This window comes from Paenibacillus xylanexedens (assembly GCF_017874615.1).
GTDB classification, from domain to species: domain Bacteria; phylum Bacillota; class Bacilli; order Paenibacillales; family Paenibacillaceae; genus Paenibacillus; species Paenibacillus xylanexedens.
Map to the genome: position 1 here is coordinate 124919 of NZ_JAGIKV010000014.1, position 17821 is coordinate 142739.

Annotated in this window: 1 protein-coding gene; it reads right to left on the reverse strand. The window is 50.3% G+C overall.

Annotated elements, in window-relative coordinates; all coding sequences use genetic code 11:
- Positions 1-102: 102 nt before the first annotated feature.
- On the reverse strand, positions 103-17784 hold the full coding sequence (locus J2Z28_RS31295; RefSeq protein WP_244988395.1) for an SDR family NAD(P)-dependent oxidoreductase: 17682 nt from the start codon (positions 17782-17784) through the stop codon (positions 103-105).
- Positions 17785-17821 lie beyond the last annotated feature (37 nt).

Sequence of the window (17821 nt, forward strand, 5' to 3'; positions counted from 1 at the left end):
CTCCTTAAAAGAAAAACGTCAATCGATAGAATTGTTGAAAAAATCAAGCGCATTTCGCGTAAGTCTTAAAAACCGGCTTAGAAGCAAGCAAAGCAAGTACAACTACTTGAGATGCATTAATTGATCAAGGGTACATTCACCGCTGCGAATTTTCTCTACAAGGTGGAGGTAATTCTCGTCATCGGAACGGCTGTATGCTTCATCCGTATTCATAATCGGTGCAGTCCCGGAAATACCCATGAAGCTTCGCATTTGATCAGCCTCCCCTTGAATGACGACTACAGGTGACCTTCTCTCTTGCAGTGTCTGCTGGAGAGATCGCATCGCATTTGCACGCTCCAGTGGAACCGTTCCTGATATTCGCTCCATGTTCTGTCTCGCATGATCATTCATATGCATACCGCCCTCTTCCCACAAGGGCCAATTAATGGCGAGTGTAAACCCGTGACGTTCTCCCTGCTGAACACGTTCATTGCGGTATTCGGAATATTTGTCCATAAACGCATTCGCTGCCGCATAATCGGCTTGACCCACATTGCCATGTACCCCGGCAAGCGAGGAAAATAATACAAAAAAGTCCAGCTTGAAATACTGGCTTGCTTCATCTAAATGAACCGTTCCAGCGACTTTTGGAGCCAGAACCTCCTGAATGTCATCAAGCTCCTTTCGGATCATATAGCTGTCGCGAATTAAGCCTGCATTATGAATAATTCCATGCAATCCGCCTTGATTTCGGCTGATTTCCAGCATCAGTTCATCTACAGCTTCCTTCTTCGAGACATCCGAACGCCGATAGATGACCTCTGCCCCCATCTGTTCCAGCAACGCCATCCGCTGGCGATCTGATTCATCCGGTTCCGAGCGCCCTGTAAGGATAAGCACGGGATGTTCCGCTTGCTCGGCGATATGCTCTGCTATGATAGATCCGATTGCTCCCAGACCACCCGTAATCAGATACACGCCTCGATCTTTCCATGGTAGCTCGACCAAGGATGAATGTGAAGAACCGACCTCTTTCCACAATGATGTATATCTTTTATCGTTCTGATAGCGGATATGTGTGTCGCCAGCGCTTTGACTGCTTTCCGTTAGGATCTGCACAACTCGTTCGGTACTCTGAAGATCATCTGCTTCAATGATTTGAATGATGATTTTCGGATTTTCCAATTCAGCCGTTTTCAGCAAGGCGGATAATCCTCCGAATAATTTGTACTGTGCCCGCTTGGAAACCAGCAGTTGTATGAGTACAGCACCTTCCGGTCTAGCTTTGAGCAACTGTTGCACATAACGATAGGCCTTCTTAACAGCAAACAAGTATTGCTCACCCATCAAGTCGGAATAACCAACCCGATCCGCTGGGTCTGGACCAAGGGACACATACTGTACATTCGGAAGTTTGGCAGCCATGATGTGTTCCTGCTCTGTCCAAGGGCCAGATAACATGACAATATGACGACTGTATACCACCTCAGGCACAACTACCGCTTCCTGCTCCTTCCACTCTTTTGCAAACATCAGTGTTTGTGATTCGGTTGGAGATGATGTTTTCCCCATATGAATCTCTCCCTTCAATGGTTTGCTGGTGAAGCCCTCGAATTGCACACATACATTTCCATCTTCATCACACAAGTCGATGTCCAGCTTTTGCAGCGAATAAGATGGTTTATGCCCCTTACTGTAACGAATATAAGTCCACATGTGGGCTGTGCAAGGACGGTGGAAAACGACTCGCTCCAGTGCAAAAGGAAGCAACGGACTTGCACTTGTTTGCAGTCTGTAATCATCAGGCATCGAATGTGCAAGCAGCAATCCAATGGCGGACTGCAAAGCAGCATCTGCCATGGACGGATGCAGGACAAAGTCACGAACGGAGTCCTTCACCCGGGCAGGCAGAGCAAGCTTAGCCAGCACCGCGTTTTCTCCCGTGTAAACTGTCTCGATCCCTCGCATGGCTGTGCCATAGTGCAGTCCCATCTGTTCAAATGCCTGATAGCATTCATCCGCTGTCCACGGCTTGATGCATCTATTTCGTATTTCTTCCAGATTCAGCCTTAATTCTTGAGATTCATTTTTCAGCAAAGCCAAACCCTGACTGTGCAGCAACTCTGCTGACGCATCTTGGGTGTATACTTCATAATGAATGTCTCCCTGCTCTTCCGTATACAAACGCACATGAACGTCTGTAGCCTGAGCTGCAATTACCACGGGTCTGCCCCAGATGATATTTTCCAGCACAATCACTTCAGGCACGGAATCAGCATGTTCTACAGAGCGTTTCACAGCCTCGCGAGCCATTTCCAAATAGGCCACTCCCGGAAGTACCCGGTAGGTTCCGACCTGATGGTCTGACAGGAAAAATTCATCCCCGCTAAACCGTGAGGTGAAGCGCTGCTCCGATAACAGGGACGTATTATGGTGAAGCATCGGATGAAGCACAATGGTATTGCGGGAATCTGCCTCGGTGGTATTAGCGACAGACAGCGGCATTCCTTCGGCTTCAGGAAGCCAATATTTTTCCCGCTCAAACGGATAGGTGGGCAGACTCATTTTGCCTGGTGTCATCGCACCATACATTTGCTTCCAGTCCAGTTTCGCGCCATTCACCCATAATTCGAGCAATCGATTCACGTTAACTTGTATCATGGCCAGTCTGACATCCTCAGAAGCAGGTTTGTTCGCTTCTTGCTCGGTGTCTAAAGGAGTATACGAGGTTCGATTAACCCGTCCTCTGTATATCCCGGGAATGACTTGTTTTAACTTTCCGGTTTGAATGGTAACCAGTCTAGCGATTAGTTCACGTATCGTGCTTGCTGTAAAAGCCAAACGTTCCTCCATTGCCTCTCTGCCGGTTTGAAGTGTATAGGCCAGCTTGTCTAACACCTGATCATCCAATGTTCGGCGGCTAATATATAGTAGAAGTTTCTCCGCCAAAGCAACCAGCCTTTCTTCATTTCGGGCAGATAAAACGATCATTACCGGTTGCTCCGACTTACGTTCTGTCATGCCAGAAGAGCTTTCTGTCACCGGAAAAGAAGGGTGAGCAGGAGCAGGAATGTATTCTTCAACGATAACATGAGCATTTGCGCCCCCAGCGCCAAATGAGGATACACCAGCAATGCGCGGTATTTCCCGCATCTGTCCGTCCACCTCAACCATCGGTCTTGACCAATCACTCGCCTTCTGCTGTACGATAAACGGCGTGTTTTTGAAGTCAATTTCCCTGTTCAACTCTTCGGCATGCAGGCTGGGTGCAATCTGACCATGTTTCAACTGAAGAATAATCTTGGTAAGTCCGCCAATTCCGGCAGCCGATTCCATATGTCCAACGTTGCTTTTCAGTGAACCAATGGAACAGTATTCTTTATCCTTTGTATCCTGGTGGAACGCTCGGGCAAGTCCGGCCATTTCAATCGGATCTCCCAGGCTTGTCCCGGTTCCATGAGCCTCGATATAGCTGATCCAGCGGGCGTCAATGCCTGCCTTGTTGATCGTCTCCCGAATCAGGTCTCCCTGGGCTGCTGGATTGGGAACCATATACCCATTTGTCTTGCCGCCGTGGTTAATGTGGGTTCCGCGGATGACCGCATGGATCTGATCGCCATCTTCAACCGCTTTGGACAGTTGTTTCAGGATAACCACTCCGACGCCTTCCCCGGGTACAAAACCGTCCGCTTCCTGAGCAAAGCTTTTGCATTTACCGTCAGATGCAAGCATCTGCTGGGCACACAAGGCAACATAGCTTGAAGGATGCAGATACAGGTTTACCCCGCCTGCAATCGCTGCCTCACATTCGCCGCGGCGAATGCTTTCACATGCTTCATGGATAGCCGTGAGTGAAGAGGAGCACATTGTATCCACCGGCATGCTGGGACCATGGAGGTTCAGCAAATAGGAAACCCGGTTTGCAACCGAACTGAACGAGGTCTGCGGGAACCATTCACTGCCTTCATTCCATAGTGGCGGGCCGTAGAGGTTGAAGCCACTTTTGGTAATGCCCGCAAATACCCCCACTTTGCCATTGTACTGTCGATCCATCTGTTCCCTTGTATAGCCGGAGTCTTCAAGCGCTTCCCATACAGTTTGCAAAAAGAGCCTTTCCTGCGGGTCCATGTTTATGACCTCTCTGGGAGAGAGCTGGAAGAACAGCGGATCAAAATCGGCGTATCCTTCAATGAAGCCGCCCCATTTGCTGTAGCTTTTGCCTTTGCGCGCGGCTTCCTTGCGATCCGGTTCATAGAATCCTTCAAGTGACCAGCGTTCTTCCGGAATTTCCGTGATGCAGTCTTTGCCTGCAATCAGGTTGTCCCAGAATTGCTCCAGATTATCTGCCTGCGGATATTTGCCACTGATGCCAATAATGGCAATCGGTTCATTGGCAGCCAAGTTGAGAGATGCCGTGATAGGTACAGGCTTTACCGGATCTAAAACAGGCTCCTGCATCGTCATTTCCACTGCCGAAACAGTTGACTGAATAAGGGATTCGTGCGTTTGTTCTGGCACTTTTTCAGGCAGATTCGGTAAAACCGCCACCAATAGCTCCTGTCTGTGCTGTTTCATAAAATAATGAATTAATGATGCAAGTGTTTTGTGCTCAAAAAACAGCGTGGTGTTCACGCCGTCAAAATGCTTGCGCAACTGGTTCGTCAGTTGAACAATCAGGATTGAATCGATGCCGTAAGCCTCCATCAGTTCGGACTCATCGATATGTTCAGGTGACATCCGAATAACCTCACCGACCAGACGTTTGAAAAATGTCAGGCTGGCCTGCCACATCTGATCGGAATCCAGTTCTGACTCTGACAGTTGTTCTGTCTGCATTTTGTCCATGTTCATGACCGATGAGTTTTCAGAAGAAATAGGCTCATGATTGGATCTGGCCTCCGCAGGAGGTATGGCCATGGATATATATCCGTCGCTGAAGGCGGTGATGATCTGCTGCCCCAGACTCTCACCTGGTTCGGCTGGCAGCATTGCCTGTCCAAACCCAGTCTTTTGTAGCGTCTTCTGCCACTGCTGCTTGCCAAGAACAGGGGAGCCCCCGATACGGATATCATCATCTTCATACAGCCACCAGCCTTCCAGCAAACCAAATGTCAGGTGGCTAAACAGTGAACTGTGAGTCAATTCGTTCAGCAGAAGCAGGCCGTTTTGTTTTAACAGATAGTGTACGTGACCCATGGTGCGTCTGATGTTCCGGGTAGCATGAAGAACGTTGGCTGCGATGACCAGATCATAACTGCCCAGATCATAGGATTGTTCGGCAGGAGGTTTTTCGATATCCAGCATGGTGCAGTTCAGATAAGGGTGATTCTCCCCATAAGTCTTTTCTCCATGCAGCAGGAATGCTCTCGAGATGTCCGTGTATGCATACTCCGCAATAGAGGCGGCAAAGGGTTTTATCCGCTCAAGCACCTTTTCGGTCGTTCCTCCTGTCCCGGCACCGATTTCAAGAATACGCAAGCTGGCCTGTGGATTGGATTCAAGTCGCTCGGCGAGGTACGCTGCGGCGGTATCGGCCAGTATTTCGTTGAAATAGTCTGCTGCTGAATTATGCTTGTAAATGTTCTGCACCATATCCATCGCTCCGTCGGGGAACATGATATGGGTGGCAGCCAGCTCTCCTCTGACAATCTCCGGCAGGTTGCGTATCATCTGGTCGACTAACTTAACTTGAGGCGCAAAATCCGGGTCCAGCAGCCAGTGATTCATATGCTGCTCCCATGCCGACCACATCGAGTCAGTAGTAAGAGACTGTTGCGACAAGGTATACTGCTCTATCCGCTTTCTGCTTTCCTTCATCCAGCGATCATAGATGGCAACAGGACGGTTTGTCGAATCAGCTGAGATTATCTGCTGCAACTGAATCGACAGCAGTCCGGCCAGCATGGACTCGAATTCATCGTTAAAGGCGGCCCACTTTTGTTGAAGCGGCTTCACGTTGAGCTGTTGCCCAGAAATTCGATTCATGAGCTGATGGCGTCCCACTTGCTTTGCTTCAGGCGCAACCATAAACATACGATCAGACGCTGTGCCTTCCACTGCCCCTGGTTTGTCCGTCTGAATGAACGCCAGTTGATGCTTGCCTCCTGCCATCAGCAGTTCCAGCGCCCGCATGGCATCCTCAGGATGTATGGAGCCAATTCCCGACTGATTCAGTCTTTGCTTGAAAGCAGCAGGCACCTGACTGGCGATGCCGGTCTCAGCCCAGTAACCCCAATTCATCACTTTTACAGGGAATTTCCAGGCTTGTGCTGCAGCACTCATGCCATCGATAAAGGCACATCCGGCGGCATATCCGGCTTGTCCAGCTGGTGTGGTGAACGAGCTCATGGAGGAGAAAAACAGCATGAAATTCAGAGGTTCCTGTCCAAAAATGTTCATCATGTTCACACTGGCATCCAGCTTGGATGACAATACATTGCGGAAATAATCTGGAGTCATCTGAGACAGACTTTGATCCATCAGGCCTACTGCAGCATGGACAACCCCGTGAATGGCTGGCGCCAATGATCTGATCTGGCGGTATGCCTCCTGCAAGCTGTGTTTGTCGGATGCATCCGCAGAAATATACAACGGTTCGGTTCCCAATTCGCCAAGGCGTCTGCACAGCTCTCCGATCCGTGCATCGACCGCTCTTCGGCCAATCCAGATAAGCCGCGCCTGATAGCGCCGAATCATATATTCACTCCATACTTCCCCAATGCCGCCCGCACCGCCAATAACGACGTAGACGCCATTTTTTCTGAATGCTTCATGCGTGTCACCTGTAGAGCAGACGTTCACCAGTACACTTTCATACCCTTTTCCATTCCGCCAGGCGCGCGTATTCCCATCCCATATCCCTGGAAAATGGCGTTCGGGATGCGCTCCGATGTCATGGACATCATCCACATCCAGATGGCAGACCCTCCAATCCGGCATTTCTTTGGCGAGGGAACCTGCCAGTCCGCTAATTCCGGCGTGCGCAGGATAGATCGTTTCTCCAGCCAATACGTTGCAGGCCTTCTCCGTTATGATGGTCAGATCGAGTCTGCGTGCGTCGTAGCCCAGATTTATCAAGACTTTAATGAGGAGAAATGTCTGAAACAATCCCTGGTTCTGCTCATTGATCACTTCCACAGCATGCTCCGGCCCTTGAACGATGCTTGAGGGCGGCACAATCCAGATCAGACGGCTGATTACGCCATGGCGCTTTAACTCAAGTTCTAGTTTTGTTTCTGGTGCATCCCCTTCAACCGCAACAGGTCGCAGGTCGGGATGCCATTGCTGAATAACGTCCTGCTGCCTCGACGTCCCGCCTACGATAATCCCCGAACCGCCGAAAGACATGGCCCTAGGTTGGGTTATATCGGGACTGGTTGATACTTCTCTCCAACTTGGCGCATAAGTCATCGCTCCTGAGAGCGGAATTGGTGTCAGTGTCTGCTTCTCCGGGGTGGCATAAGCTATTTTTTCATCCGGCAGTGGCTTTGCAAATGTATTGGAGTCTTCTTGAATAACGCCGGATGGTTCCCCAGGGTACGGTCTGTGCAAAATCGTCAGCCCTATGAATTGCAGGACTATTTTTCCCTGGTCGTCGCACAGATCGATCTGCACTTTGCTAGCCGTTCCAGAAGCATCCTGTTCCGGCAAAAGACGCACCCATGCCCAGACGGAATCCGGGCAGGCTCGATAGATTACAGCCTGATCCAAGGAAAAAGGGGTAACTCCGCCTTCCTTGAATTGCGGCAATCCGATGCATGCCTGTATAGCTGAATCCACCAGAGCTGGATGAAGACCATACTCCTCAGCCGTGGATGCAAGAGATGGCGGCAGTTTCAATTGTGCGATGACTTGCCCCTCTCCGATATGAAGACGCTGAATCCCCTGATGACCCGGTCCATAATACAGGCCGGACTGCTCAAAGAAACGGTAACATTCAGCAGCCGTCATCGTTTGTTTTCCGCATTGCAACAGCAAGGATTCCAGATCGATCGTTGGATAGGAAGCTGCTTGACGAGTGGACGTCGAAATCGTTCCTATATGATGTACATTTCGTTTGGATGGTTCTGATCTCACGGATCTCGAATTGTTTTCCCCGCTGGTTATTTCATAACGGATCTCCCCCGTATCCAGCGGAGTTAATCTCAATTCCGCCTGAAGCCTGCCCGGTGTGACTGAATGCAGTTCAATCCCCAGCAGCACAGTCCAGTAGATGTCGCGAAAAACAATAACCCTGTCCTGTCGGGATGAATCTGTCGGAATAACCTGTTCCACAGCTGCCCTGGCCATTTCGAGGCAGGCGGCTCCTGGCATGATTTTACGATTGTGAATGACATGATCGTTTAAGAAAAATTCCTGTCCGCTCCACTCTGAACTGAAACAAATCCCTTGCAGATCCGATGTGTTTCGCTGGAGAAGCGGGTGAAGATAAGATGTTAGTACAGGTTGTCCCGATTTACGCTCTCTCTGTTCAGGCACCCAATAACGTTCTGTGGCAAACGGATAAGTGGGCAGGCTGATTCGCTGGGGCGTCCTTCCCGTGTAACCTTCAGACCACGGAACCTCAAGACCCTTCACCCAAAGATCCAGCAGCTGTCCATACTTGCCTTTGCGGACCCAGCTTTTTACCGTTTCCTGCATATCTGCATCCTCTGCCAGTGCACCGATCGAGGCTCTGTGGGACTTTATTTTGCCTCGATACATGTTTTCGGTTTTCTCCGGATCATGAATATAAGCGTCCAGCCGGTCTTCTATTTCAGCAATGGAAGTTGCCACCAAAGCCAGTCGCTCTTCCATCGCCGCACGCCCTGTCTGAAGTGTGTACGCGAGCTGAGACAGATGACGATCCTCATATCGTCCCGATTGCAACGCCGCCAGCAATTGCCGAGCCTGTTCCTGAAGTCTTTTTTCGGTTTTGGCTGACAGTACGATGCATACCGAAGTAGATTTATTCATTGAGTCCCCGTGAGCTGAATGAAGGGTCCTATCGGAATTGGCTACCGATTCAGCCGGAATATACTCTTCAAGCAACACATGTGCGTTTACACCTCCGAATCCGAAGGAACTCACTCCTGCACGTCTTGGCAGCGTTTTTCCGGCAGAGTCATGGAGCGCTTCCCATGCTTTATTTTCATCGACGATGTAAAAAGGACTTCCTTCCAATTGAATGTAAGGGTTAGGTCTCTCATAATGAACTGTCTTCACAAGCGTTTTGTATTTCATTTGCAACAGTACCTTAATGACCCCGGCAATGCCCGCGGCAAGCTCCAGATGCCCAATGTTGGTTTTGATGGAGCCAAGACCGCAAGATGCTGAGGTTGTTATATTGGGTTCCGCAGTTGCAAGAGTCTCCTGAAACGCGATCTTCAAGCCGTTAATTTCAATAGGATCACCAAGTGGCGTTCCCGTTCCGTGAGCCTCAATGTATCCTATGGTAGATGGGTGTACACCAGCCTTTGAATATACGGATTTAATCAAGTCGGCCTGTGCTCGCGGATTCGGTGCAGTGAGTGATGCGGCCCGTCCACCGTGATTTTCATCCGTAGCACGAATCAGGCCATATATGTGATCACCTGCTTGCTCTGCGGCCCGTAACCCTTTCAAGAAAATCATGCCAACGCCTTCTCCGCGTACATATCCGTTAACCTCATCGGAGAACGTTTTACAACGTCCATCTGGACTCAGCATACCTGCTTTATTGAAACTGATATGATAGTCCGGGTCCAGAATGGTATTAACTCCACCCACTATAGCAGTATCACAGTCTCCATTTCGTATCGCCTGAACAGCCCTGTGAAGTGCCACCAGCGAACTGGAGCATGCCGTCTCCACAGGTTCACTTGGACCGTGTACATTCAGGAAAAAGCTCATTCGGTTAGGACCTACGGAAGCCACATGGCCTGTTGAAGTATATCCTTCGATTACGGTATCCGCCTGTGTTAACAGACGATGATACCCGCTGCTCGCAGTGCCAACAAAGATACCCATTTTTGAACCGGACAAGCTCGGCGGTGCATAGCCCGCATCTTCAATTGCTTTCCAGGCATACATCATCAAAAGCCGCTGCTGCGGGTCCATCAATTCCGCTTCACGTGGGGAAATGCCAAAGAAACCAGGATCAAATTCGGCGACACCCTCCATAAATCCGCCCCATTTGATATTGGTTTTGTTGTGAGCCTGATCGGGGTCTCCGTAATAGGCTCTCCAGTCCCACCGATCCGGTGGAATTTCCGAGATGCAATCCCGTCCCTGAAGCAGGTTATTCCATAAGGCATCAATGTCCTTCGCCATCGGAAAACGGCCGCTCATGCCAATAATAGCGATGGGTTCCGGCGCCTTATGATTTTGATGATCGGATTCAGGCAGGCTGGATTCTCTATGGCTTTCAGAGGATGTTATTGAACCTCCTATTTGTCCTTTCTGCTCAGAGGAATCTTTCGTTTCCTTTGGAAATGTATATGGGTTACGGATCGAAAACGAACCAGCCTGTTCCACTTGTCCGAGCAGATTAGAGGAGACACCTTCTATTTCCTTCTCCTGTGAGGAGTCATCGGCATGCAGTCCTTTGATGTCCATGTGCTTCTCAGGTAAAAGTGTATCCCACTGTTTCGGATAGGCTCCGACAAGATGTCCTGTTAAAGACCTTAAGGTGGAATGCTCAAAGAAAACAGTAGGTGTAAGTTTAAGCTTATAGTACTCATTAAGAATACCGGCGAAATCGGTAAACGAAATGGAATCGAATCCATATTCGCCAAATTCCACATCTGGAAAGATGTCGGTCCGGTTTACCTGCAACAACTCAGACATATGATCCGTTAAAGCGTCTTGGACTCTCGAAACGAGCAGTCGTTTTCGCTCATCCCCTGTTGGCCATGTTCGTTTTTGCGACTCGGGGACATCGCTTGGGACGGCAACAGACGTCATGGATTGTGAAGGAGCTGTTGACACGTTCGATATCGATGGCTGATCCACCGAACCTGCGGAATCAGGCATTACACCTGACAGGAATACGTCCGGTTCACCGTAAAAAGCCAGCACTTGGGATGAACCGCTGTTCATGGCCATATGCAGTAGTTTGATTCCGATAGAGGTGTCCATTGGATGCATTCCCCATTGGCGGCGAATTTTCTGTTCCGCTGCTGCCCCTGGTTGCATGCGCCCTTCTCTCCAGAGCGGCCAGTTGATAGCGAGCGTTGTCCCGTTACGCTGTCCGTTCCGAACCAGCCCATTTCGGTATGTGGCGTAGGCATCCATAAAAGCATTCGCACAGGCGTAATCCGCTTGACCCGGATTGCCTGTCACAGCAGCCAATGAAGAGAACAGGACAAAAAAATCGAGCGCCATGTGGGCGGTCGATTCATCGATCCATATCGTGCCGTCCACTTTGGGAGCCAAGACGGAGCGCAGTTCTTTTGAATCTTTGAGCCGTAAGGCACGATCTTGCACGACACCTGCCGCATGAATAATGCCGTTCAGCTCACCATAATCAGACTGAATTTCCTGTACCAGTCTCTGAACTGCTTCACGGGAAGTGATGTCCGCTTTCCTGTAAAGCACGTGATTTCCGTTCAATTGAAGCTGTTGAAGCTGGGCCTGCTGCTCGGCGTTTGGAATCGAGCGGCCGTTTAACAGAATCGTGGCATTCCTAATCTGACTGACAAGTGTACGTGTCAAGGCTAATCCGAGTCCGCCGATGCCTCCGGTTATCAGATATACCCCACCGTCTTTCCAGGACAATGAATTGCCAGCGGAGTGAGCAGACAGCTCATGCCAGACTCTTGTCTGCCTGATGCCGGAAGCCGGATAGCGGGCAATTACGTTTTCTGAATGCTGGCTCTCTGAAGCCAATGTATCAATCAGTTCTCCTGTTTGTATGGAGGAGTGCAGCTGAATGAGCTGGCATGTCAACAGTCGATGCTCTCTTGAAGCCGTCAATAACATCCCGGCAAGACCGTTGAGCAGACCGCCCTGCCCCTCTTCCTCGAAAGGAATAACGAGCTGAATAAGTGTACTTCCGGTTTCGGTGTTCACCATTTGCCTGATTTCTTCGAGCAGGTGTGCAGCTGATTCAGTAAAAAAGCTTGCAAGCGGGTGCAGCAATGCATTGTCTTGCTCAAATCGCTCTGCGGAAGCAAAGGTATCCGTTGCCAGTCGTACGCAGCGGGCGTGAGGAAACGATTCACGCAATGAAGATAGTTGCCCTGTAAAGTGATCCGAAATCAAGATCAGATGACTGTTGTACTTAGCGGCTGATTGGTCGGAAGAGATCTCAAGCGGCTTCCATTCCGGCGCCATTAGAATCGGCCTCACGTTTTCTTCCTTCTGTGAATCGAAATCTTTCTCCAGAATACGCGGCGTAAATCCGGTCATGCGAATACGTACCACTCCGTCCATGTCGCACAGATCTACATCCAGCTTGTGAATTTTGCTGTCCCGGCTGTTTCCTGAACTGTACGTGGCAACCGCCCACATCTCTGTTGTGCAGGGACCCAGAATATCCAACTGCTCCAGCGCAAACGGCAGCGCAGGCCTGCCGGAGGCAGCCTGATCCGTCACAATGCCGAGCAAATATCCTATGGTGACCTGAAGTGCTGAGTCCATCAAGCTGGGATGAAGAATATATTCTTCACCCGATAAGGTCTGGGATTGCGGGAGTGACAAGTGTGCTATGACACGATCCTGCCCAACATGTACGGACTGTATCCCGCGTAAGCCCGACCCAAGGACAATGCCCGTTTGAGCGGAGGAAGCGTAGAATGCTTCGGCATGAACCGGGCTGGGTGTGCAAGCCGCAAGTTCGGTTTGAATATCCCGCTCCATTTGGACAGGAAGTTTGCCGAGCATAACTTGGCCTTGACTGTATACCTGTTTATGTTGATCGCTTTCCTTTCCCTGCTCCTGAACAATTTCAAAGTGCATCGTTTCGTCTCCCTCTGTCTGCTCGACAGGACGAAAACGGATGGCAAAGGACGCTGATGTTTCATTCAGAATTAACGGAGCAGACCAGATCACGTTCCTCAAGCGAATCATCCTCGAATCCGAGAAATCACCCCATGCCGTATCTGCTGCAAAGCATACCCACTCCAAATGAGCTACACCCGGAAGCACCTTCATTCCGTTCACCAAGTGATCCTTGAAAAAGAATTCCTGACCGCTGAAAGTGGACGAATATTGCAATTGCTTTACGCTGGATGTGTTTTTGTGAACCATTGGATGCAGCACTGTTCCAAAAGCATGTTCGGCACTCAACGGCTTTTTAACCCGCTGAGTATCTTCACGTGCCGGCACCCAGTAGTCGTCCCCTGCAAAGGGGTAAGTCGGGAGCGGGATACGCTGTGCAGAGATTGGAAACAGCTTGTCGAAAGAAAGATCGTAGCCCTGTACATACATTTCGCAGAGGGCTGACAAATGCTCCAGATAAACAGAGGAATCCTCCGTTTCCCGGCACTGCCTTATACATTCGGCGGCGTATCGTTTCAACGAGGCGTTGCCGCGTTGTTCGTTTCGATTAACGAACCCGCTGGTTACTGAATTGCTCTCCCCTTTTGCAAGCCACCCACTCAACTGATCAGCTAGCTGTTCCCCGTTGCGGGCAATGCAGATCATCCGATGGGCCAAATGAGGTCTGCCTGTAAGTAAGGTATAACTCATGTGCAGACTTTCCACCGCAGAGTTTTCTTTTGCATAGGACACAAGCTGCTCAGCTTGCTGACGTAGTTGGTCCGCAGTACGCGCTGACAGTGCAATCAGATATCCGGGCCGCAGGTCGGAGCTGGCAGCCGGACGCGGGGGTGCCTCTTCAATGACCATATGGGCATTGGTTCCGCTGAATCCAAATGAACTGATCGCGGCCCTTCTCCTCTGGCCTTTTTCCGTGTCCCATGGTTTGGTCTCCGTATTGACATAAAAAGGGCTGTCGCCGAACGCAATGTTGGGATTGGCCTTTTCCATATGCAGTGAAGCTGGAATGCGTTTGTGACGCAAGGAAAGCAAAACCTTGATCAATCCGGCAATGCCCGCCGCGGTTGCCAGATGCCCGATATTGGTTTTGATGGAGCCCAGCGCACAGTATTGCTTCTGATCCGTATATGACGAAAATGCGTTAGTAAGCGCTTGGAACTCGATCGGGTCCCCGAGCCGGGTTCCGGTTCCATGCGCCTCTACCAGCTGAATGCTGGCCGGATCAATACCGAAGCGATCATAGACCTGTTTCTCCAAAGCGGTCTGTGATTTGGCACTTGGTGCGGTAATTCCGTTGGTTGTACCATCCTGATTGATGCCTGTTCCGCGAATTACGCCATGTATGTGATCTTCATCACGTACGGCATCACTGAGTCGTTTCAGCAGAACCGCTCCAGCTCCTTCTCCTGGCACAAAACCGTCTGCCCGTTCATCAAACGTATAACATCGCCCAGTGGTTGAGAGCATGCCGGCACGGTTGGCATCCATATAGAACTGGGGAGTCGATTGAATAAACACTCCGCCCGCAAGTGCCATTTCCGTTTCCCTCGCCCACAGCGACTGACACGCCAGATGAATTGCCACCAACGAGCTGGAGCAGGCGGTATCTACCGCAATGGCAGGACCTTTCAAATCGAGATAATAGGCAATCCTGGCCGGAATGATGGACCCAGCTTTCCCCCAGAACGACTGAGCCGGAGGCTGTTCACCCATCAGCTGTCCATAATCCATTTCCGTACAGCCAACGTATACGCCGCATTTACGGCCCCGCATTGAGTCGCCGGCATAACCGGCATCCTCGAACGTTCTCCAGGCTTCCTCCAGAAAAATCCGTTGCTGAGGGTCCATGTAGGCCGCCTCTTGCCCGGAAATGTTAAAAAAGAGCGGATCAAAGGCATGAATATTATCCAAAAAGCTGCCCTGGTCGCAAAAGGAAACATCCGCTCCATAATGCTTAGCAAGATTCCAGCGCTGCTCGCGTTGGATCAGGTCATCTCCCTTTTCGAGATGCGCCCACAATTCCGCTACGTCGCGTGAACCCGCAAATCGGCCGCTCATGCCAATGATCGCCACCGGCTCATACGTTGCCAGTTCTTCGCTTTTGTTTCCCAATCCGTCACTTTCAGTTCGGACTTGGGTGGTGACACCGGCAGAATCAGCTTGAAGAGCAGCAGCGGCAGGCAGATAGTGCATATATTCCGGCACGGTAATTACAATTTTTCCGATATTTTTTCGTTGATCCATGCAGCGGTAGGCTTCCTGCAATCTGTCCATCGGGAATGTCTGACCGATCAGGGGGCGGATGACCCCTTCTTCTACCCAATGCATCATCTCTTGCCTGTATTCCGCAAGCATTTCAGGCTGTTCCATGCCCAGCTTGCGCAGATCCAGACTGTAGAAGCTCTGGTTGTGATTGAGTCCCGACAGGTTGACCGCATGGGCGCTTTTGAGAGCTGTCATTGCGATCTCGATGTATCTTCCGTTCCGCGCAAGACAGTTTAATCCTTTTTGTAGTGCCTCACCAGGCAGGGTATTTAGAATGACGTGTACCCCTTCTCCGTTCGTGAGCCGTTGTACTTCCTGTTCAAAATCCGTAGTGGCATAGTTGATTACATAGCTGGCGCCCATTTCGCGCAAATAATCAAGCTTGTGCTGCATGCTGGCCGTAGCGAAAATTTCTGCACCAAAATGGCGGGCAAGCTGAATGGCTACAAGTCCGACACCTCCGGTTGCCGTTTGGATTAAAACCCGTTCGCCGGGTTGAATATTGGCTTTGCGGAAGGCGGCAATGACAGTCATGGCTACGACGGGCAGCGAGCAAGCTTCCTCATGAGTAAGCCGATCAGGTTTGGCAAACACTTGCTCTGCTTTACACGTAATGGCGGTGGCATGCGCTCCGAGAGAGGCATCTGCATAGAACACTACTTCATCGCCGGTTTTTACCGTTGTAACGGAGGAACCTGTTTCGACTACAATACCAGCTGCCTCAAAGCCTGGTGTAAAAGGATACGGCGGCATGGTCGGATACAGGCCCCGAATACAGAGCAAATCCCCAAAATTCAGGGAAAACGCTCTGACCGAAATACGCACTTCGTCAGGCAGCAACTCCTGCACAAGGGTCTGATGAAGCTGAAGATCGTTGATCTCCGAGGGACTGCCAATATGTGTCCGATAAAAATAAGAACCCGAGGTCTTGTCATTGATTCGGGTATTAGGTGCTTTCGCGTTGCTACTGTCCACAAAGGGAGCCGATGTATAATTGACAGATTCGGAAGGCAGCGATGTGCCCGGGAAAATGGTTGTTGCTGTATCTGATGCCATTGCAGTTGCCGGTTCTGGCTCCCAAGACTGACTCTGTAAGAGCAGCGATTCGATCGTTTTTCCGTATTCCTGCAAAATGTGTTCTGCCAGACGATCCACATTGTTATAGTCGAACAGCACGGTCGTTTGTAAGGTCAGTTTGCACTTCTGATTAAGCACGTTGACCAGATGGACGGCAATAATGGAATCGACGCCATAGTCCGAGAAGCTGCGATTGTTCTGGATTCTGGACTGCTCCATCTTGAGGTCCTCCGCGATGCTTTCACGGATCGCCTTTTTCACAAACTGTTCAGTCATCTCCGTGGTGATGATCCCATGATCCGGAGCGGGGTGCTGCTGTTCATAGAACGACCCGCTCTGGTGTACGATATCGGCAGGACGACTGGGTTGAAAGACGTTTTTAACAACAGGTGCAGAACAGTTAGCACGAATGACGATACCGTCACTTTTGGCGGCAATGATGTGCTGTCCATAGCGGTCTGCCTGTGCTGACGGGTAATGAACGGAATGATAGCCTTCCCGCTGAAGCATTTTTTTCCAGTTTGCGGCCGACAAGGCCGGACACCCCGGGATGCGGACATTTTCATCCGTGTATTGCCACCAACCCTCCAGCAGTCCAAAGGTCAGGTGATTTATTACGGTTTTGCGCGTAATCTCGTTTAACAGCAATTGTCCATCCTTTTTGAGTGATGCCTTGATCATGCGAAGTGTGTCTCGGATATCCGGGGTGGTATGCAGTACATTGCTCGCAATAATGAGATCGTACCTACCCGGTTCAATGCCTTGCTCGGCAAAAGGAATTTTCAAATCGGCAATTCTGTATGTCAAATAGGGTACCGAGGGGCCATACTGCTGCTCAGCATGCATGAGAAAGGCACGGGATATATCGGAATAACAGTATTCCTGTATTTTGTGTGCGACGGGTTTTAACTTTTCAAAAACGACTTCGCTTGTGCCTCCCGTACCGGCACCGATTTCCAGAATGTTTACTTTCCTGTGTCCTGTGATCTCGGACGTCAATTCATTGATTACGCTCAGCGCCTGTTCCGCAAGAGTTCCGTTGAAATAATCGGCAATGGCATGATGTTTATAAATACCTTCAACCATATGCATCGACGAGTCGGGAAACATCACCTCGGTAGCAGCCCTATGTCCTTTGAGAATGTCCGGAAGAGCACGAATCATCGAATCGGCCAATCTCGCATAAGCGCGCACATCGGGATGTGAGATCCAGTCAGGAAGTCTGCTCTCCCATTCCTCCCAGGATAACCGGGCCCAGGCCGCAATCTCTTCTGATTGGAGGCTTTCAACCGGACCAGGCAACTCCTGGGCATATTCTGCAAGCATCAGGCGACTTTCGATCAGCCATTTCTGATAGAATGGACGGACCGTTTTTTCAAACACAAAATGTTCGTCCATACATCCCGTATCGTGCAGCTGCCCCCATAATAACCGAATAAGAAGCCGTTCGATGCTGCTCATCTGCTCCTGAACCGAATCCATATGTTCTGTAATGATCATCTACTACACTCCCTTTGCATATCGGTCAATGTGCACT